This is a genomic window from Bradyrhizobium sp., from assembly GCF_049512235.1.
Taxonomy (GTDB): domain Bacteria; phylum Pseudomonadota; class Alphaproteobacteria; order Rhizobiales; family Xanthobacteraceae; genus Bradyrhizobium.
This window is the reverse complement of sequence record NZ_JBEKXH010000016.1, coordinates 1-19,739: the sequence shown is the minus strand read 5'-3', so window position 1 is coordinate 19,739 and position 19,739 is coordinate 1. Positions and strand designations below refer to the sequence as shown.

Here is a 19,739-nt window from a genome sequence, read left to right as displayed (position 1 = left end):
ACGTCGTGGACATCCGCTGGTGCGCTATGCTGGTCATTTAACATGGAGTACCTGACCGCATTGGAGTTGTCGGCGGTCCGTCGATCGGCGATGGTCCATAAGCAGCATCCCCGTGGCGGGAATCAGCCGCCGCGACGGATTTTGGAAAGACTTCGCGTGGTAAATATTCATCGACAGATCGCAGAAGAACTCGGCGTCCGCGAGCAGCAGGTCGAGGCGACGGTTGCGCTGCTGGACGGCGGCGCCACGGTTCCCTTCGTGGCACGATACCGCAAGGAAGTCACCGGCGCGCTCGACGACGCGCAATTGCGCACCCTCGAGGAGCGCCTGAACTACTTACGCGAACTTGAAGAGCGTCGCACGGCTATTCTGAATTCGGTCCGCGAACAGGGCAAGCTCGATGCCGCGCTGGAAGCGGCTATCCTTGCCGCCGACAGCAAAGGGCGCCTGGAAGATATTTATCTGCCCTTCAAGCCGAAGCGCCGCACCAAGGCCGAGATCGCCAGGGAGGCCGGGCTTGAGCCATTGTCCGAGCTGCTGCTGACGCAGTCGCACCAAGATCCGTTAGCCGTGGCCGCTGACTTCGTCGATGCCGAAAAGCAGGTGCCCGATGTGGCCACGGCGCTGGAAGGCGCGCGCGCGATCCTGGTCGAGCGCTTCGCCGAAGATGCCGACCTGATCGGTGCGCTGCGCGAACAGATGTGGTCTAACGGGTTGATGGTGTCGACTGTGCGCAAGGGCAAGAAAACCGAAGGCGAGAAGTTCAAGGATTATTTCGATTTCAGCCAGCCGCTGCACAGGCTGCCGTCGCACCGTGTTCTGGCGCTGTTCCGCGGCGAGAAGGAAGAAATCCTCGAACTGCAGCTGCAGCCCGAGCCGCAAGGCGGGGCTGCCGGCGTGCCCGGCGCCTATGAGCTGAAGATCATGCTGCGCTTTGGCATTTCCGATCAGGGCCGCTCCGGCGACCGCTGGCTGGTGGAGACCGCGCGCTGGGCGTGGCGGACCAAGATTTTGGTGCATCTTGGCATCGACCTTCGGATGCGGCTGTGGACGCTGGCCGAAACCGAAGCCGTACGCGTATTCGCTTCGAATTTGCGCGACCTGTTGCTGGCGGCGCCGGCCGGCGCGCGCGTCACCATGGGGCTTGATCCCGGCTTCCGCTCCGGCGTCAAGGTCGCCGTGGTCGATGCCACCGGCAAGGTCAAGGCGACCACGGCGGTCTATCCGCATGAACCGCAACGGCAGTGGGACGAAGCGCTGGCGACACTTGGCAAACTTGCGCTGGCGCATCGCGTCGATCTCATCGCGGTCGGCAACGGCACCGCCTCGCGCGAGACCGACAAATTGGCCACGGAACTGGTCAAGCGGCTGCCGGATCTGAAAATGTCGAAGATCGTGGTGTCGGAGGCCGGCGCGTCGGTCTATTCGGCCTCGGCCTTCGCCTCCGAGGAATTGCCGGAACTCGACGTCACCTTGCGCGGCGCGGTGTCGATCGCGCGGCGGCTGCAGGATCCGCTCGCGGAACTGGTCAAGATCGATCCCAAGGCGATTGGCGTCGGCCAGTATCAGCACGATCTCGGCGAATCCAGGCTGGCGCGTTCGCTCGATACGGTGGTCGAAGACTGCGTCAACGCGGTCGGCGTCGATGCCAACACCGCCTCGGCGCCGCTGCTTTCGCGGGTGTCGGGCATCGGCCCGGGGCTGGCGCAAACCATCGTGGCGCATCGCGACGCCAACGGCCCGTTCAAATCGCGCAAGGCGCTGAAGCAGGTGCCGCGGCTCGGACCGAAAGCCTTCGAGCAATGCGCGGGCTTCATGCGCATCCGGGATGGCGAGGATCCGCTCGATGCCTCCGGCGTGCACCCGGAAGCCTATCCGGTGGTGCGGCGGATACTGGCGACGACCAAAAGCGACATCAAGGCGCTGATCGGCAATGCCGCGATCCTACGCCAATTGCAGCCGCAGAAATTCGTCGACGACACCTTTGGCCTGCCGACGGTGACCGATATCCTGCGCGAACTGGAAAAGCCCGGCCGCGATCCACGCCCGGCCTTCAAAGCGGCGGTGTTCAAGGAGGGTGTCGAGACGCTGAAGGATCTCAAGCGCGGCATGATCCTGGAGGGCACCGTCACCAACGTCGCGGCGTTCGGCGCCTTCGTCGATATCGGCGTGCATCAGGATGGGCTGGTGCACATCTCGGCGATGTCGAAGACCTTCATCAAGGATCCGCGCGAGGTGGTGAAGCCGGGCGACATCGTCAAGGTCAAGGTGCTGGAGGTCGAGGTCGCCCGCAAGCGCATCGCGCTGACGCTACGCCTCGATGACGAGCCCGGCGGCAAGAGCGAACGTCCGGCGCAAGACGAGTCGCGCGACCGTTTGCGCGCCGCGAAGGCCCCGCCGGCGCCGCGCCAGCCGGAGCAAAACGGGGCGCTCGCCGAAGCCTTGCGCCGCGCCAGCGAGAAAAGCGGGGGCGGCAAGGGCAAGGCCTAGCCTGGCCGCGCGGGACTGTCAGCGTCCGGCCTTGCGTTCGATTTCGAGCCGCCCAACGGCCCCATCCGTAGCGCAGCGAGGCCGTACTGGCTTCAGCCGCTCGCCCTGCCACCCTTCACGCGGCGGCGTCGATGCCAACACTCGCTCCGCGCCGCTATTGGCACGGCGCACGCGCTTTCTCGTTGAACGCTTGATATTGGTAAAGCCAACGAGCCTGCAAAGGCTAAAGGATATTTGTTTCGTTAATCGATCATGAGCGATATCACGGCGAAGATATCGGCCACGTTCGCTTCGTTCCATTGATCGGTGAGGAGGGGTGGGCGAATACCAAGGGCGGAGGGTGGGTGCGGAAAACAGGTTCGCCATTGTTTCGGAACCCTAGACCATCCACTGAATTGAGCAGACCAGATGAAAAACCGAACCAACGACGCGGGACCGCCAGAATCATCCGGAGCGCTGCGGCCAGCCGCGGGCCTGGAAGCCCTCTTTGACTGGCCGCTTGCGGCAGCCACCATGATGGGGCAGGCCAATGTACGGCTACTTGAAGAACTGATGTCGTCGGGACGGCGAAGCCAGCCGAATAGCCCGTCATTGCCCTGGACCACCGCGAACAGGGTGGCGCTTGAACTCGCATCGATGCGATTGCGGGATTTCTCCACCGGAGCGGACGGAACTGCGGCGCTGATTTGCGCGCCCTACGCGCTGCACAGCGCGGTCATCGCGGATTTCGCTGGAGATCACAGCGTGGTCGAGTCGCTGTGCCGCGGCGGCCTGTCGCGCGTCTTTGTCACCGACTGGCGCTCGGCTACGGCAGAGACGCGCTACTTTACCATCGACAGCCATCTTGCGGACCTCAATGTCGCGGTTGACCAACTCGGACCGCCGGTCGACCTGATCGGGTTGTGCCAGGGTGGCTGGCTGGCACTGGTCTACGCGGCGCGCTTTCCAAACAAGGTGCGGCGGCTGGTGCTTGTCGGCGCGCCGATCGATATTGCCGCCGCGCAGTCGCAACTCTCCCGCTTCACCGCCAATCTGCCGCTTTCGATGTTCGAGGAACTGGTGCAGCTCGGCGACGGCATCGTTCATGGTGACCGCATGCTGCAATCCTGGGGCGTTCTGACGAACGCCCATGACGCAGAGGCGGTTCTTCAATATCCGCAAGACCTCGATCCGGCGCGGCGGCAAGAACTAAGCGCCCGGTTCCGCCAGTGGGATGCCGAAACCGTCGATTTGCCTGGAACCTTCTACCTTCAGGTCGTCAAAGGGCTGTTCCAGGAAAACCAGATCGCAAGAGGATGCTTTGTCGCCCTCGGACAGCAAATTGACCTGAAGCAGTTTCGCGCACCGATCTGCCTGCTCGCGGGCGGCAATGACGAAATCGTTGCGGTCGATCAGCTGTTCGCGACGGCAAGCCTGGTCGGCACCCCGGCCGAGCACCTGGAAAAGATCACCGAACCGTGCGGCCATTTGAACCTGTTCCTGGGTGCCGAGGTTATTCACGGCGCATGGGGCCAGATTGCCGGCTGGCTGCGTCGCGATCTCGGTGAACCGCGTTCCGGCGCTTCCGGGGCGGTTTCCGCGACATGAACGAGCCCGCTTCGCACGCCCACATTTCCGCCAGTAGCTCTTGCGTCAGATTGACGATGGTGGCGTGTTAAACGTTGATGCAGCGGCGGCAAAGGCGGCGCTCTTGCTCAAGCCTCGCGGCACCGAACCGGAACGCCCGATGTCATCGATTGCAGCGCGGCCTCAAAGGCCGACAGGGTCGCCAGCACGTCCGCTTCCGGCACCGGGAACGGACGCTGCTGCAGGATCGCATCGGCAAAAGCTTCGATCTCGCTGCGCAGGACGTCGACCGCAGGATAGTCGATCCGCTGCGGCCCACCGCCGCTCTGGCGCAGGATCATGGTGCATTCATCCAGCACCTCGGCGGAAGCTTTGGTGCCGAACACGTGGACGCGCCAGTATTGCGGCGTGGCCCGCACCGTCGACAACTGTCCAGTGACGCCATTGATAAAATCCAGCGTCAGGATTGCCGTATCGAGCGGTGGCGGCCCCACATCGCGCTGGTTGAGTTGCGCATAAACCCGGCGCACCGGCCCGAGCAGGCTGACGAAGGCGTCCAGCACGTGAAGTCCGGCCCCGGTCAGTCCGCCGCCGGGCGATTCCTGTGCCGACAACCGCCAGCCGCCTAAAATCTTCTGCGAGTTTTCGTTGCTGTTATGGCCTTCGACATGCAGGATGCTGCCGAGCTCGCCGTTTTCCACGATATCGAGCAGCGCGCGCATCGATGGCCAGAAGCGCCTGACATGTCCGACCGCGAGCACCACGCCGGCGTCGCGGCAGGCCCTGAACATTTTGACCGCATCGGCGCAGGAGAGCGCCAGCGGTTTTTCGCAGAATACCTGCTTGCGGGCCGCGGCGCAGGCCAAGACTTGCGCCGCGTGCAGCGAATGCGGCGTTGCCAGCAGCACCGCATCGATGGCGCGATCGGCGAGTACGGCGTCCAGATCGTCGCAGAGTTCAAGATCATGCTGCGCGCAAAAAGCTAGCGCGCTCCCGATGTCGGGCTCGATGGCGCGGACGATCTTTATTCGTTCGTGGCCGAGCGAGGCCGCAACCAGAGCGCGGCCCCAACGGCCGAGGCCTGCGATCGCCGCGTGGATCATGGGATCACCTTGAAGAGCTTCCGATCCCGATGCTCAGAGATCGCACCGGTTGAGACACCCTTTATTTGACCCTATAAATCGCGAATGACAAAGCGTCATCGCGGGGAGGCAAAAAAATGGACACCAATGAGTTATACGCGCGCGGTCTGCGCCGGCGCAAAAAGATGTTCGGCGAGGCCGAGGTGGCGCAGCGCATGTCGGCATCCGGTGAATTCGGCGCGCCGCTGCAGAACGTCATCAATGCCTATGTCTACGGCGATATCTGGGAGAGGACCGGCCTGCCGGACTCGGTTCGCAGTCTGGTGATGCTTGGGATTACCGCGGCCGGCAACAGGCCTGCGGAATTTCGCGTCCATGCCAGGGGGGCGCTGGCCAATGGATGTACGAGGGAGCAGGTGCAGGACGTACTGCTGCTGGTGGCGATGTATTGCGGCATACCCGCGGCGATCGAGACCAACCGCATCGCCGCTGAAATCTTTGGTGCGGCGCCCGGCCCATAGGTGAAGACGGCCTGTTGCCGCGTCCGCAACGCGCTAATATCAAGGCCAGGCATCACCCTTCAGGTTCCGGCTCCATGAAAATTCTCGTCGTTTTGGCCCATCCCGAGCACCAGAGCGCATGATCCTGACCGTAGCTGTGGCCGCCCGTCGCGGGTTCGTAGAAATGGGCGTCGTACCCCATGGCCTGGAGCGGCCATCTTGCGTGCGTGACCGGGATGCACCCGGTCGCCGCGCCGGTCTCGCCCGGTGGACCGATTTTGCACATAGGGGACGCGAACGCCGTCGCTGGAAACGGCGTCGTGGCGCGTGATGGCGAGCCGGTCGCGTCGGTCGGGGTCTTCGACGCTGGGACGCGGATCCAATGCTGTGATGGCGGTTTCGGCGGCTCGGCAAATTGCCGCGCCCGCTATCCGGGCGCCCAGAGCAGCGGCGCGTAGCTGTAGGCAGTGCCCGATTTGATGACGTAGCCGATGCCGGGGAAGGGCAGATGGGCGCCGGCGACGGCCAGGCTGTCGGCCGAGGTCATGTCGAATACCTTCTTGCGGGTCGCGATCGCTGTGTCCTGATCGCTGTCGAAGGCGATTGCCCATTCGGGGTGGGGGAATTGCAGCGCGGCGGCATGGATGATGTCGCCCCAGATCAACAGCGTCTGGTTGCCCGAGGTGACGCGGTACATGGTGTGGCCGGGGGTATGGCCCGGCGCGGCGATCGCGGTGACGCCCGGCACGACTTCCTTGCCGTCGACGCTCGGCTGGTATTTCTGCGCCGCGACATAGGGGCCGACCATCATGCGGGCCTGGTCGAAGAACGGCTTGTTGTCGGCGGAAACCTTGGCGGCGATCGACTCGTCGAGCCAGAATTTGATGTCGGCCTCACCGACGAAAATCTGGGCGTTTGGGAAGGCGAGTTTCGACTCTCCGGTCAACAGGCCGCCGAAATGGTCGGGATGCAGATGGGTCATCGCGATCACGTCGACGGCGCCGGGATCGATGCCGAGCGCGGTCAGATCGGCGGCGAAGCGGCCGAGCGTAGGTCCGAACAATTGGCCTGCGCCGGAATCGATCAGCACCAGTTTGTCGCCGGTGTTGACGAGAAAGGCGTTGACCTGGGTGCCTAACTTATCGGTGGGGCGTCCGGTCGCGCTGAGTATCTTTGCGGCTTCGGCCGGATCGGCCTTGGCGAACAGCGCCAGCGGCAGATCGACCGCGCCGTCGCTCAAGGCGATGACCTCGAAATCGCCCACGGTGTGCCGATAGGCGCTCAGCACCTGATGGCCATAGGCCGGCGCCTTGGCTCGAGCATTGCCGGTGACAAAGGCGAGCGAGGTGGCGGCCAGGCCGCCGACGAGAAGCGAGCGGCGGGTGAGCGAAATCGGCCGCCCGATTTGTGATCCACCAACAGCCGAGGAGTCATGGTTAGGCAACATGTCAGTTCATCCCCTGTTTTCCGAAGCATCATCCTGGAGGAAAGCTATTGCCCGGGTGTGACGGGCTTCGCGTAATCTGGAATCTTTGAAGGAACCATGCAATCGGAATCGTCGGACCCGGGATGATCAAGTCCCCGATACGTAAAAAAGCGGTATCACCTACTCCGCCGCCGGCGCATGTTCGAGCGCATGGTCGTGGCCAAGCACCAGCACGATTCCCATCGCGAGAATCCCGAGCCCGGCCAGCAGCAGCAGCCCGCCGGCATAGCTGCCGGTCTGGTCCTTGATCCAGCCCATGGCAAACGGCCCGGCGAAACCCGCAAGGTTACCGATCGAATTGATCACGGCAATCCCGGCAGCCGCCGCGGCGCCGGACAGAAAGGCGGTCGGCAGCGTCCAGAACACCGGCAGGCAGGCGAAGATGCCAAAGCCCGCGACGCACAGCGATATCATCTTGAGCAGGGGATCGTCGAAGGCGGTGGAAACCGCAATGCCGGCGGCCGCGACGAACAGCGGGAACGCGACGTGAAATCGGCGCTCGGCGACGCGATCCGATCGCTGGCCCCACCACACCATGCCGATCACGCCAACCACATAAGGCGCGGCGGAGACGATTGTGGTCAGGAATATGTTGAGGCCAAAACTCTTGACGATCTGCGGCAGGAAGAAGCTCAGACCGTAATTGGTCGCGACCGCGCCGAAATAGACGAGGCTCAGTCCGATCACCCGCGGATTCACCAGCGACTGCGCCACCGTAAAGCTCTGCACCTTCTCGCGGTGGCGCCGCTCGATCTGCAGCCGCCCGGTGAGCCAGGCGCGCTCGTCGGGCGTAAGCCATGCCGCGTCGGAGGGCTGGTCGGTCAGATAGAAGAATACCACGCCGGCCAGGATGATGGCGGGAACGGCTTCGATCACGAACAGCCACTGCCAGCCGGCCAGCCCGAGGCCGCCATGCAGATAGAGCAGCGCGCCGGAGATCGGCGCGCCGATGACGGTGGAAAGCGGGATCGCGGCCATGAAATAGCCAACGATTCGGGCGCGGTACACGGCCGGGAACCACAGCGTCAGATAGAAGATGATGCCGGGAAAGAAGCCAGCCTCGGCGGCACCGAGCAGCACCCGCACGAGATAGAAGCTGTGCTCGTTGCCAAATCCGGTGAAGCGGGCGATCAGCGGGATGCATGCCATCGCGCCCGACAAGATGCCCCAGCTCAGCATGATGCGGGCGATCCATTTGCGCGCGCCGAACTTTTCCAACAGCAGGTTGGACGGCACCTCGAAGATGAAATAGGCAACGAAGAAGATGCCGGCGCCGAAGCCGAACGCGGTCTGCGACAGGCCGAGATCCCCGTTCATCGTCAGCGCGGCGAAGCCGACATTGACGCGGTCAAGATAGGCGACAAAATAGCAGACCATCAGGAACGGTACGATCCGCCTGGAGATTTTGCCGATGGTGCGGAGTTCTACAGCTTGCATCGGAGTAGTCCAAGAGGATCGGCGCGGTCCTCCCTCTCATTCACCGCGCCAGTGAAATGAAATGCCGGATCAGTCCGGCAACGTTCACACCGCGGTGGTGGTGGCGATGGACATGCGCTTGCGCGGTGGACGGAGCATCGGAAAGCGCGGTACGTGCCGGCCCGATCGCCTCGAACTGCGCCTTCTGCTCATCACTTAACTTTGCGTAGAAGTCGTCCAGCGCGGTGCGCACGCCTTTCACTGCCTGCAGCATGACCTCCAGCCGTTTGCCGACGGCCGCAAGACGTGCCGGCGGAGTGATGGCGTCGCCGGTCTGGCAGGAGGCCTTGAGCATGTCCGAAGCCTTTGCGCTCGCATCCTGCAGCGCGGTGAGGCTGGTGCGTTGCGCCTCGGTCGGATGCAGCTTGGCGTCGATCTCGGCGGCTGGCCAGTTCAGTGCGCTTGCTTGCGTTGTCCCGCAGTTTGGCGTGAGCGTGGCGCCGGTCGCTGGCACAGCCCCGCCCTTGGGTTGATCCTGGCCGAGCGCGTTCAGCCGGGCTTTCTGTTCGTCGTTCAGGGAATCATAAAACTTTTGCAGTGGGGTCTGAACCGTCCCGACCGCCGATATCATCGCCTCGATCCGTCCCTGCATGGCTGCGAGCCGGTCAGGCGCCGTCAGCGCTGCCTGCGTCGGACAGGCCGCTTTGATGTCCTGGGCCGCCTTTACCGAGGCGCTGGCCAGATCGTCCAGTGCCGCACGCTGGGAATCATTGGGGGCAACGGCCTGCTGGATTTGATCGACCGGCAGGCCTGCGATATCGCGGCTGTCCTCGCCGCACATTTGCTTCAGCTGGTCGGACGCCGCGGCCGGAGCGCCGGGGGCCTGCCGGGTGCCGACCTCGGAACGGCCGCCGCCTTGCGGCAGGTAGCCCGCGAGGTCGTCATAGCCGTAAGGCGAGAACAGGCCGGCATAAATATCGTTATAGCCGTAATCCCAGAACGCGGCATCGTCGCCATAGCCCCACATCGCGTAGTCATACATGTCGTCATAGGCGAACGGCCAGAACAGCGGGCCGACCCAGCCATATCCGCCGTGGCCATGCCGCCACCATCCGTTGCCGCCGCCACGGCCGTCATGCCAGCCCGCCGTTGCCGCGCTCGCCGCGATTTGAGCACGCGCATTCGAATTTCGCAGTGCAGCTCTGTCGTGGAGTGCGCCGGCGACGGCGTGTGAATTGAGCGCGTTCCGCACCGCGTCCGATCTGGCATTGGCGCTGCGGTTTCCATTCAACGTGGTGTTGCGGTTTGCGTTCACCGCTGTCCGGCCTGCGGCATTGCCGTTCGGACGGCCGTGAGCCGCAAGAGAGCGCTGCCCGCGGAAACCTGGCTGTGACGCAGAACGGGAGATCGCGGCTCTGCCGCCGATGCGCGAATTGCCGACATGGGCACCGCTGAAACGTGCTGCGCCGCCGATACGAGCGCCACCGCCCATCCGGGCGCCCCCGCCACCGATGCGAGCGCCACCGCCCATCCGGGGGCCGCCGCCACCGATGCGTGCCCCACCGCCGAAATGGCCGCCGCCGCCCGCGAAGTGCGGTGCTCCGCCGCCACCGCCCATGCGGGCGCCGCCGCCGACATGGCCGCCGCCGCCTCCGTGCGGCGCTCCGCCGCCACCGCCGTGACCTCCACCTCCGCCGCCGCGTCCCGGAGCTGCGCAGGCAGCGCTGACCAGCACGGTGGCGACAGCGATAACGGCACAAAATCTGATTTTTGACATGACACCCTCAAGCGCCCGCCGCGCTCCAACAAGAGCGTGCAACGGGATGTCCGGCAACCCCCGCGCTCTGCAAGAGTTCCATCGGATGTGAAACAAGTTCCATCTTTTGTAATTTTTGTAGGGGGATAAGGAAACTTCACGACAGGCCTTGCGTTTGCGGGTCGGGTTCCCGCGACAACAGTCGAATTTTTCGCCTCAACGCTGATGACACTGCCTGGAATCGGATTTAGATAACCATCAATCGAGCGCAAGGAATTGGAGGTTCGCCATGCAGGATTCCATTCGCTACCGCGACCTCGTCCGCTACCGCGCGATGGAATCCCTGTGCCGTCAACGCGCGGTGTTTCATCCGCTTGACAGCTGGCAGTTGCTGGCTGAGGCCGAGATGTGGCACCACAAGGCGCTGGCAGCAATGTCCTCCGGCGCTCTGGCGCGCGGCGGCGCCGCGCCGACCGCAACCATCGCCCAGGCAGTGTCCCGTGCCAGTGACACAACGCGATGGTCTTAAGCCCGACGTACACCTGCTGGCCTGCGAGCATGACCGGTTCGCGCGTCGCCGCGATCAGACGGTCGCGAGCGCGCCGGCATCGTCGGGCGGTCGTTCGGTGCACCATGACCTGCAGGGTTGTGAGTTTAGCACCGGCTTCGACCGACCCGATTGGTGCGCCTGTTAACACCTGATAATACAGGGCGATTAACAGGGCATAAGGTAATTTAATACTGTCTCTAAGAGCAGGGCTTTCCGGGCGATTGGGCAAGGCGTGCCGAGCGAGCCAAATCGGGCGTCCCATCACACCACCTCGTGCTTTCTGAGATCGCGGGCATGATCGAAATGGCTGGCCTGCAACTCGGCCGATGACATCGGCAGTTCCGGAACCGCGGCCTCCGCCAGGATTTCGGCGGTGATATCGCCGACTGCGCCATCGTCGATTTCATGGATGAAGCTGATGTTCTTGTACTCTCCGGAGGCGATGCGGGAGATGACTTCGCGCCGCGTGATTTCGGGATCGACAATGGCCTCGCGGCCGCGCCGCCCGTAATCGATCATGACCACGAAATACTGCATCGAGAGGCCCCGGTTCAGGCGGTTCGCGCTGAGAGGATTGTTACACCTGAGGTAACAGGCTGTCAAGCGTTATTACCTCAGATGTAACAAAATGCCGACCTCAGCGACGATATCGCGGCCGTTGATTCGGGCGTGGGGGAAATTACTGCAACCAGGGGTTGGCGCGCCTCGGCTGTCGGTCCGAGCCTTCAAGTCCCGGTTTTCATCACCGTGCGGACAATGCTTTCAATCATCTTGCGCTCGCCGAGCTTGGCCTGATCCCACAGCGACCACACCGCCTCCTCGTCGGAGGGGTCGCGCATCAAAAGGCTTGCAGGATCGGTATTTAATGCCTCGGCGCAGGCTTCCAGGAAGTCCTGGGTGTAGGCGCTCCGCCCCGTCTCGGTTCGGGAAATGGTGGCCTTGGAGGTATCGAGGCGGGCGGCAAGGTCGTCCTGCGTCAGGCCGCGATATTCTCGCCATTGCCTGATGAAGGTTGGCCGCCTGGCCCGCTTCGGGCGATATCCCACGCGCTTCGACATGGCCCCATGTTACACCGGCTGGAATGCCTTGTCATCGTCAACTAGCGTAACATAGTTGACAAATCAGTTACCGTGGGTGTAACAAGGCAAGGGAAAATAACGCATGGTCCGGGCGAGGGTGCAATGCGACGCCGAAGATTGGCGCGACTTGATCGGGCAGGGGAGACGCAGATGCAATCGACCGACTGGCCACCTGCCCATTGCGACGCGCTGCGCGACTATCTTGCAAGCGGTATGTCCTATTCGGAAATCGCCGACGCCATCAACGCCAAGTTCCAGACCGCCTATTCCCGCAGCGCCGCGATCGGCCGCGCCAAGCGAATGGGACTGGCCGAGCCCAGCCGGGCCAAGGATGCGCCGGGCCGCTGTACGAGGCTGGCGCCGAAAATCGATCCGCCGCGGCTTTCCCCGCCGGGCGAACCTCACGCCCGCCGATTGCCGCGGCCGATGCCGGTGTTTGAGCGCGCCGAGCCGGTTAAGCTGCGCTGCGTTGAAATTGTCCCGCGCCGTCTTTCGCTGCTTGATCTGGAGCCCGGCGATTGCCGTTATCCCTATGGCGGCGACGAGGAAGGCGAAGCCATCACTTTCTGCGGCCACTCCCGCCGCGCCGGATCCAGCTATTGCGTGCCGCATTTTCACCTGACGCGCGGCCCCGGCGCCGTCCCGGAGCGGGCGGCCAGCACGGTCCGCCTGAGGACGGTGGAAGCGGCATGATGCGTGGCGATCTCGAGAGGGCCGATGGCGGCGCTCCGATCGCTATAGCCCACGATCGCCGTCAGTCCGAACTGCCGGCCTATGTCGCCGGCGAGCGACGTAACAGCGGACGACCAAACCAGCCATTCCAGTATCAAGCTTGCAAGGAGCATCCACCATGGCACGGGCAAAACGCAACAAGTCGCTCAAAGCAACAAAAGCTCACGATCGGCGGGCGCGCGATCTGTTGCGCAATGCGGAGGTGGCGGCCGTCGAAGTGGACGATCCATTGGGGCTCGAGCCCGGCGACAAGATCGTCACGCTGCGCTCGATCCGCAACGATCCGCTGGGGCGGCTGCATTCCCATGGCCAGATCGACGAGGCGCAATACCAGAGCGGGCGGGCCTTCCAGGACGACTGGGAGGCGGCCGAGCGCGGGCCGCGCGCCGTCGATCCCAGCCGGGAATATGTCGATGGCGGGCAGGCGCGCGAGCCGATCACCGAACGCCAGCGCAAGGCCGTGCTGCGGCTCAACCGCGCCGAGCGCGAACTCGGCGCCGACGGCTCGGCGCTGGTGCATGACGTGTTGATACTGGGCATGACCATGGCCCAGGTCGGCCAGCGCCGGGCCCTGCCCGGCCAGCGCTGGATCGGATACTTTGCCAGGCGTTTCCGCGAATGCCTCGACCGGCTGGCGCTGCTCTATGGCTTTGCGACGGAGCAGAGGTAAGCCAGGGCTCAAGCCGCATGAAAGATTACCGACGTGATGTTTTTCCGCTTTGCAGCGATCTCGCGAATCCAGGGCGTTCCGTGTGATTCACCTCGCCATCTAAAATCGAACTCAATCGATTAACTGACCGTACAATCTTTGCCGGTATCTTGCGGCCATCACTTCGCGGCTATCCCGAATAGAAAGTTCAGAGGAGGCAGATTTGAAGAGGACCTTGTTGTGTTTTTTTTCCGACCAGTCCGGGGCTACGGCCATCGAGTATGGACTGATCGCGGCAGGTATTGCGCTGGCCATCATCGCCGTGGTTAACGGGCTTGGGTCGAACGTCAACGGCCAGTTTACTTCCATCAACGGCTCGCTGAAGTAAGCCGGCGGCGCGGATCGGCGAACGCGTCATCCGCGCCGCCCGCAAGCCCCAACCGCCCCTTCAAAACGGTCCGGCGCCAAAGCTCAGCGGTTGCACCACGTCGTAGGCAGCCTTGCTCAGCGGCACGGCGTAGTTCACGGTCAGGGCGCCGAACGGTGAGGCCCAGGTCAGGCCGACGCCGACCGAGGAGCGCACCACATTGGCATTGGCGACCTGCAGCGATTGCGCCGAGCCCGGGAAGGCGGTCGGTCCGCTGTAGCGAAACACGCTGCCGGCATCGACAAAGGCCGATGCCTTCAGACCGTATTCCTGGGGCACGCCGGGGATGTTGCTCTGGAGTTCCGCCGTGGTCGCCCAGTACATGCTGCCGCCGACATTATCCATGGTCGTGCCAGGGGTGAGATCGCGCGGACCGAAGCCGTTGGGGGCAAATCCCCGCACCATGCTCGGGCCGCCAAAGAAGCTGTTGAGCAGCGGCACCTGTTGGCCGCCCCAGCCGGTGACGTAGCCGCCTTGCGCGCGCACCAGGCTGACCACGTCATCGTTGACAGGGTGGTAGTAGCGCACGTCTTCGGTGGTGCGCAGAAACTTCACATCACCACCGAGCCCGGCGAGGTCCTGCTTGAGCTGGGAATTGAGGCCACTGGTCGGACTTTTGCTGTTGTCGAGCGTAGAATAGGTGACGGTGTCGCCGACCGATGAGACCCATTGCGGGCCGGCGAGCGCGGCCTGCTGGATCGGCAGCGACGGCGCCGCAGCCAGCGACGTCGGATCGACCGTCACGGCCTGATTATAAAGCGCATAGCGGTACTGCACCCCGAGCTGCTCGGTCAGTGGCGTGCCAAGCTGCAGGGTCGCCCCGTAGATAGTGCTGCCGTAGGACTGATAGGGGCTCGAATCGGTCTGCCTGCCGTAGAGCTCGATGCCCGCCGCGACGCGGGTGCCGAGAAAATACGGCTCCGAGGCCGACAGATCGACGCCGCGCGCATACTGGCCCCAGGTCACGGAAGAATTGACGGCCACGCCGGTGCCCAGGAAACTGCGGTCGCCGAGCTTGACCTCGGCGAGCACGCCATCCGTGGTCGAATAGCCACCGGCAATATTGAAGTCTCCGGTCGACTGTTCGGTGACATCGACATCGAGCACGACACGATCCGAAACCGAGCCGGGTCTGGTCGAAATCTTGACGGTCTTGAAGTAGTTCAGGTTTTTCAGGCGCCGCTCGGCGCGATCGATCAGGCCCCTGTTGTAGGCATCACCTTCGGCGATGTCGAATTCGCGCCGGATCACGTAGCCGCGGGTGCGGGTGTTGCCGTGGATCTCGATGCGCTCGACATAGGTCCGCGCGCCCTGATCGATCACGAACGACACGTCAATGCGGCGCGCCGCGGCATCGCGCGTGGTGCGCGGCAGGGCTTGCGCGAAGGGATAGCCGAGTTTTGCCAGTTCGATCGCGAGCGCTTCCGAGGTCTTGTCGAGCGCGTTGCCATTGAACACGGCGCCGGGGCGCGCCAGCAGCAGGCCGCGGAGTTTTTCCTCATCCAGTCCCGGCACGTTGCAGACCACGCCGACGTCGCCGAAATGATAGAGCGGACCTTCATCGATCGAAAACGTCAGAATGAATCCATGGGCTGCCGGATCGTATTCGGCCTTGGCCGAAGTCACGCCGGCGTCGGCATAGCCCTTGCTGCGGTAGTAAAGCCGCAGCTGCTCGCGATCATCGGCGACACGGTCGGGGTCGTAGCTATCGCCACCGGTAATGAAGCTCAGGATATTCGTGGCCGAGGTCTTGATCACGGCGGCGAGCTGGGGCTTGCCGAAGGCATGATTGCCGACGAAGTCGATCTGGCGCACACTCGTCTTGGTCCCCTCGGTTACTTCATAGACCAGATCGACGCGATCTTCGCCGCGGCGGATGATCTGCGGCACGACCCTGACATCGTCGCGCCCGACATGCCGGTAGGCTTCCATGATGCGGCCGACGTCGGCCTGCACCACGGCGCGCTGCAGCGTGCCGCGCGGCTTGGATTCAACCACGGCGGCCAGGTCCTTGTCCTGTACCTTCCGGTTGCCTTCGAAGGCGACGCGGTCGAGCACCGGGGCCTCGGTGACATGCACGACCAGCGCCGCGCCGGCGCGCTCGATCTTGATCTCGTCGAACAGGCCGGTGGCCCATAGCGCCTTCAGCGCGGCATCGCGCGCGGCTTCGTCGAACTGACCATCGGGTGTCGCGCGAAAATACGAGCGGACCGTCGCGCTATCGACGCGCCGGTTGCCCTGCACTTCGACCGCCTCGCCGGCCTGCGCGGCCGTCGGCGTGGCGACAAGGATGAGCCCGAGTGCGGCGAACGCCAGGGCGCCCACGGCACCGCGCCTTCGGTATCGCCCCTGCATTTGCCTGCAACCCATCCTACCGTCCCGCCTGTGTTACAGCCCGAACTGGCGCATCGAATTGCTCCTGCGGGGCAAAAGAATGTCGGACGCGGGGTCAGTTGCAGGCTGCAGCATTAAAATTTCGCCATAATTTCGACGCGGCGGCGAACCGTCTGACCCCAGAATCGTCGCATAGCCGCTTCAAATGCGGTTTACCCGGAGAGGTGAGCGCCCGCCGCAGGCGGGAACGAGCTTCGGGAGCATCCATATGCGCTACGCAGCCATCGTCATCGTTCTGTTCGTGTTGGCGCACCCAGCGAAAGCCGCGGTCACGCCGGAGATCGATCCGCGCGCTTCGCTCAGCGTCGTCCAGCAGTGGATCTACAATTACCGGGCCAAGCCAGACTACGCCCATGTCCCCGCCGCGGTGCGCGTGCTGTTCCACGCCCAGAGCTTCAAGGAGCCGGAGAATTCCGGCATCTACCTCGGTTTCATCGCCGGCGCGATCGGGTCGAACCCCGCCAGGGCCGAGCAGCTCGTCGCCAGTTTCTTTCCGGTGCCCCCGGAAGATGAATGGGTGATCGTCCGCGCCATCGCCTATTCCGGGTTACCCGGCTGGAAGGATTTGCTGCGCAGCGTCGCGCCGCGAATGCCCGGACGCAAGGTGATGATCGATAGCTACCTCGACGGAACACTGCCGACCCTGAACGAGATCCCTCTGGAAGAGACAAAACCCGGCATGTTCGACAAGGTGCACGACTTCTTCGCGCGCAATCCCTTCGCCAAGGACGACAAGAAGCTGAAGCTGACGCTGACCTTCGCCAGCAATCAGGATCTGTTGGACACGTTGTGGGGATACTATTTCGCGACCGGCTCCCATGCCCCGATCCTACGCATCATCGCGATGCTGCCCTGGAGCAAAAGCCGTGACACCGTCGACAAGCTGACGGTCGGCAGCATGGCGCGCTACACGCTGGCGAGCTACGCGGTGCGCGATGTCGGATTGCGCGAATATCTGCGCGACGAGCTGGCGCTGCAGCCGGCGCCGGTCAAGACGCCGCTCGCCGAGGTGATCGAAGCCGCCGACACGGTCCAGCTCGGCGCGGTGCGCAGGGATGCGCTCGCCGCGGTGGAAGAGCTCAAGGCCAAGGGGTCAGATGCCAGGCGCAACCTCGATTTCTGGGGCCAGGTCGGGGTCGGCGCAGTCGCGCTCGGCTGCGTCTCGGCGGCGGCGCTGGGGCAGGTCGCGATCGGCATCCCCTGCGTGATCGGCGGTTCGGCCTCACAGGGACTGTTGTCATTCTGGGAAAAGCAGCAGTGATCGGGGATCGGAGCATGATCCGGACACTCATGCCCTCGGGCCCGACCCGGGGGTGGGAACCGGTTCTACCCCGGACCAGCGCGAAGCGTCTGCTCGAAGATCATGCGCAATCTGACGAGCTGGGATCATGATCCGGTTCAATTCAATCGGATCATGATCCGGTCGGGATTTGGTTGAGTAGCGTAGCAGTGAGTGGGGGATATGACGTGCCACACGGCGCAACAAAGCGGGCGGCCGAATCCAGCGTAGACGCCGAGTGCAGTTCAAGAGCATGGAGCTATTGGCCCGATTTCGAGGATCTGTCGAACGAGTTGGCGCGGCTGTTGGGGGCGGCCCAGGAAGGCGGCTCGACCGTTTCCGAATGCTTGCTCACGGCGAGCCGGATCGATCCGCAGGATGAGGATAACTGGTACCGGGAATGGAAAAAGACCGCCGATGCCAGCCGCGAACGCGGCGATACCGCCTTCAGGGGCGGCCATGTGCTGACGGCGCAAAGCAACTGGCTGCGGGCCGTCAACTACTATCAGGCGGCGGCTTATCCTTTCGATGCTGCGGACAATAGACTCCAGGGCGTGCTTGCACGGATGCGAAGTTGCGCCCATCATTATCTCGAACAGCTGACGCCGGCCGCCGAGGTTGTCGACATCCCCTGGCTGGATGATTATTCGCTTCAGGGCTATCTCCTGCCGGCGCCGGCGCCGGCGGGGCTCGTCCCTGTCGTCATCTGCATCGGCGAGCCGGGAAGCCGCAAGGAAGAGTATCTCTACAAGACCGCGCGCTACGCCCGGGACCGCGGCATGGCCATGCTTGCCGTCGATCTCCTGGGATCGGGCACCGGCGCCCAATTCGAAAAAGTGGCCGGCCGTTCCGACCTGGAGACGGCGATCGGCTCGGTGGTGGACTATCTCCTGGCAAGGGGGGATGTCGACGAACGCCGGATCGCGATCCTTGGAGATGGCGCGGGTTCGTCGTTCGTGGCGCGCGGCGTTGCGCTTGACCGGCGTGTCGCGGCCGCGGTCTGTGACGGTGGCATCTGGGATCTGCACGAGCGCGCATTTCTGATGCAGCGGGTCGCGTCGCTGCATTGTGGTGTCGCGGCCATGAGCCGGCGCAGCAGCATCGCCAGATATATCAAATGCCCGGTTCTGGTGACCCTTGGTGAACGCGGCTGGCTTGAAAAGGACCATGTCACCATGCTGTTCGAGCAGATCAGGGACCATCATCGGGATATCCAGCTGAAGATTTTCCAGCGATCGGAAACCGCGGCCGCGCAAGGACACTCCGACAATCCGACGCTTGCCAATGAGTATATTTTCGACTGGATCGCCGACCGGCTGGCCGCCGATGCGCGCCACCGCCTCGGCCGGCGCACCCAGGCATAAAGCGACTTCAAATATCCATCGCGACCTTGACGCTGGCCTTTTCGAGACGCTTGGTCAGCGACGCGAGTTTGGTGTTGAACTCGCCGAGCTCGCGGTCGTTGAATTCCGCGAAAATGAACTCGTTCAACGCGTCCTGCTGCGAAGCCAGGCTCGCGATGTGCTTGTAGGTCTTGTCGGTCAGCGACATCTGGACGACTCTGGCATCCTCCGCCGAGGTCTTTCGGCGCATGAAACCCTTCTTCTCCAGCATTTTCGACTGGGTCGTGACGAATGAGGGGTCAACGTGAAGCATCTTTGACACCGCCTTCACCGATGCGCCTTCGCCGTGATCGAGGTCCGCCAGCGCCATCAGGATCATCCATTGCGGACCGCTGATGCCAAGCGCCTTGGCCCAGAAGTAGCGAATCTCCTCGAGATGCACATTGATCGAGGCGATCTGCCAGGTGAACTGCCTGATGCTGTCCTGATTCCTGGCGGCGGCCTTCTTGGCGACCGGGGCATCCGCGTCAGTGCGGTTCGCACCGCCCCAGGCGTTCGCGGAGGAGTTTGCAGGCTTTCTGCCGGTGCGGCTCATGGGCTGGTTTCCACTTCAATCCTGAAACAATTTTGCCTTACCATTAACATAATCAATGAATGCAAACCAGCTTGCCATCCATTTTTGCTTAACACTTCGCTTTTTGCCGGCCGAGTTGTCGAATTGCCACTGTTGCAACGAGGTCACAACCGTCGGATAATTCGATACATTAGTTAATAAAGTATTTTGATTACAAAACTGAAACATGCATAGTTCGAGGTGGCGGCTGGGGGGAACCTGGATCGTCCCGTTCATGGTGGTTCGCTTAAGTCCCTCGCGTTGCTGCGGGAGTGTCCGAAGGCGCGAAGCGGCTGAGCGGTTTCAAAGGGAACAAGGGAACCAGCCCTTAAGGGTGCTTCACCCGGCGGATCCGGAACCTGCCCTGCAGAGTTAGT

General features: G+C 63.4%; 18 protein-coding genes. 9 read left to right on the top strand and 9 right to left on the bottom strand.

Translation table 11 applies throughout. The features are described from left to right. Nucleotides 1-156: 156 nt before the first annotated feature. Both ABSG20_RS02840 and ABSG20_RS02835 read left to right on the top strand, forming a co-directional pair. Nucleotides 157-2,490, top strand: a complete 2,334-nt coding sequence (locus ABSG20_RS02840) for a Tex family protein (protein WP_423862967.1) — start codon at nucleotides 157-159, stop codon at nucleotides 2,488-2,490. A gap of 408 nt (nucleotides 2,491-2,898) precedes the next feature. Continuing rightward, nucleotides 2,899-4,077 (top strand): alpha/beta fold hydrolase, encoded by a 1,179-nt coding sequence (locus tag ABSG20_RS02835; RefSeq protein ID WP_423862966.1) that lies wholly within the window; start codon nucleotides 2,899-2,901, stop codon nucleotides 4,075-4,077. A gap of 107 nt (nucleotides 4,078-4,184) precedes the next feature. On the opposite strand, the gene ABSG20_RS02830 is transcribed toward ABSG20_RS02835, so the two are convergent. Further along, complete coding sequence (locus tag ABSG20_RS02830; protein ID WP_423862965.1) at nucleotides 4,185-5,159, bottom strand: Gfo/Idh/MocA family protein; 975 nt, start codon at nucleotides 5,157-5,159, stop codon at nucleotides 4,185-4,187. A gap of 116 nt (nucleotides 5,160-5,275) precedes the next feature. Between ABSG20_RS02830 and ABSG20_RS02825 the strand changes: the two genes are divergently transcribed. Further along, nucleotides 5,276-5,659 carry a carboxymuconolactone decarboxylase family protein gene (locus tag ABSG20_RS02825; protein WP_423862964.1) on the top strand — a complete coding sequence of 128 codons (384 nt, stop codon included), beginning with the start codon at nucleotides 5,276-5,278 and terminating at the stop codon, nucleotides 5,657-5,659. A gap of 406 nt (nucleotides 5,660-6,065) precedes the next feature. Here the strand turns inward: ABSG20_RS02825 and ABSG20_RS02820 are convergent, their stop codons facing one another. The 3 genes from ABSG20_RS02820 to ABSG20_RS02810 form a co-directional block, all read right to left on the bottom strand. Further along, on the bottom strand, nucleotides 6,066-7,085 hold the full coding sequence (locus ABSG20_RS02820) for an MBL fold metallo-hydrolase (protein WP_423862963.1): 1,020 nt from the start codon (nucleotides 7,083-7,085) through the stop codon (nucleotides 6,066-6,068). 159 nt (nucleotides 7,086-7,244) lie between these two features. Next, nucleotides 7,245-8,561 (bottom strand): MFS transporter, encoded by a 1,317-nt coding sequence (locus tag ABSG20_RS02815; RefSeq protein ID WP_423862962.1) that lies wholly within the window; start codon nucleotides 8,559-8,561, stop codon nucleotides 7,245-7,247. Between the two features lie 40 nt (nucleotides 8,562-8,601). Next, nucleotides 8,602-10,317, bottom strand: a complete 1,716-nt coding sequence (locus ABSG20_RS02810; protein ID WP_423862961.1) for a Spy/CpxP family protein refolding chaperone — start codon at nucleotides 10,315-10,317, stop codon at nucleotides 8,602-8,604. A 268-nt stretch (nucleotides 10,318-10,585) separates the two neighbouring features. On the opposite strand from ABSG20_RS02810, the gene ABSG20_RS02805 reads away from it, so the two are divergent. Next, complete coding sequence (locus tag ABSG20_RS02805) at nucleotides 10,586-10,825, top strand: hypothetical protein (RefSeq protein ID WP_423862960.1); 240 nt, start codon at nucleotides 10,586-10,588, stop codon at nucleotides 10,823-10,825. A gap of 282 nt (nucleotides 10,826-11,107) precedes the next feature. Here ABSG20_RS02805 and ABSG20_RS02800 read toward each other — a convergent pair whose 3' ends face one another. Together ABSG20_RS02800 and ABSG20_RS02795 are read right to left on the bottom strand one after the other, a co-directional pair. Beyond that, nucleotides 11,108-11,383 (bottom strand): hypothetical protein, encoded by a 276-nt coding sequence (locus tag ABSG20_RS02800; RefSeq protein ID WP_423862959.1) that lies wholly within the window; start codon nucleotides 11,381-11,383, stop codon nucleotides 11,108-11,110. 188 nt (nucleotides 11,384-11,571) lie between these two features. After that, nucleotides 11,572-11,904 (bottom strand): helix-turn-helix domain-containing protein, encoded by a 333-nt coding sequence (locus tag ABSG20_RS02795; protein WP_423862958.1) that lies wholly within the window; start codon nucleotides 11,902-11,904, stop codon nucleotides 11,572-11,574. Between the two features lie 171 nt (nucleotides 11,905-12,075). Here ABSG20_RS02795 and ABSG20_RS02790 point away from each other — a divergent pair, with 171 nt between their 5' ends. From ABSG20_RS02790 to ABSG20_RS02780, 3 genes are all read left to right on the top strand, one after another. Beyond that, complete coding sequence (locus ABSG20_RS02790) at nucleotides 12,076-12,618, top strand: GcrA family cell cycle regulator (protein ID WP_423862957.1); 543 nt, start codon at nucleotides 12,076-12,078, stop codon at nucleotides 12,616-12,618. A gap of 157 nt (nucleotides 12,619-12,775) precedes the next feature. Continuing rightward, nucleotides 12,776-13,327 (top strand): DUF6456 domain-containing protein, encoded by a 552-nt coding sequence (locus ABSG20_RS02785; RefSeq protein WP_423862956.1) that lies wholly within the window; start codon nucleotides 12,776-12,778, stop codon nucleotides 13,325-13,327. A 202-nt stretch (nucleotides 13,328-13,529) separates the two neighbouring features. Beyond that, entirely contained in the window at nucleotides 13,530-13,694 is a 165-nt protein-coding gene (locus ABSG20_RS02780) for a Flp family type IVb pilin (RefSeq protein WP_423862955.1), read from the top strand. A gap of 60 nt (nucleotides 13,695-13,754) precedes the next feature. Here the strand turns inward: ABSG20_RS02780 and bamA are convergent, their stop codons facing one another. Next, nucleotides 13,755-16,058, bottom strand: a complete 2,304-nt coding sequence (gene bamA, locus ABSG20_RS02775) for an outer membrane protein assembly factor BamA (RefSeq protein ID WP_423862954.1) — start codon at nucleotides 16,056-16,058, stop codon at nucleotides 13,755-13,757. 277 nt (nucleotides 16,059-16,335) lie between these two features. Between bamA and ABSG20_RS02770 the strand changes: the two genes are divergently transcribed. Together ABSG20_RS02770 and ABSG20_RS02765 are read left to right on the top strand one after the other, a co-directional pair. Next, nucleotides 16,336-17,388, top strand: coding sequence for a hypothetical protein (locus ABSG20_RS02770; RefSeq protein ID WP_423862953.1), 1,053 nt, complete (start codon nucleotides 16,336-16,338; stop codon nucleotides 17,386-17,388). Nucleotides 17,389-17,594: 206 nt separating this feature from the next. Then, the gene (locus ABSG20_RS02765; RefSeq protein ID WP_423862952.1) at nucleotides 17,595-18,770 is read left to right on the top strand and encodes an alpha/beta hydrolase family protein; all 1,176 of its coding nucleotides are present in this window, start codon (nucleotides 17,595-17,597) and stop codon (nucleotides 18,768-18,770) included. A gap of 7 nt (nucleotides 18,771-18,777) precedes the next feature. Here ABSG20_RS02765 and ABSG20_RS02760 read toward each other — a convergent pair whose 3' ends face one another. Continuing rightward, the gene (locus tag ABSG20_RS02760) at nucleotides 18,778-19,344 is read right to left on the bottom strand and encodes a MarR family transcriptional regulator (protein ID WP_423862951.1); all 567 of its coding nucleotides are present in this window, start codon (nucleotides 19,342-19,344) and stop codon (nucleotides 18,778-18,780) included. A gap of 15 nt (nucleotides 19,345-19,359) precedes the next feature. Beyond that, entirely contained in the window at nucleotides 19,360-19,599 is a 240-nt protein-coding gene (locus tag ABSG20_RS02755; RefSeq protein ID WP_423862950.1) for a hypothetical protein, read from the bottom strand. Nucleotides 19,600-19,739: the final 140 nt, after the last annotated feature.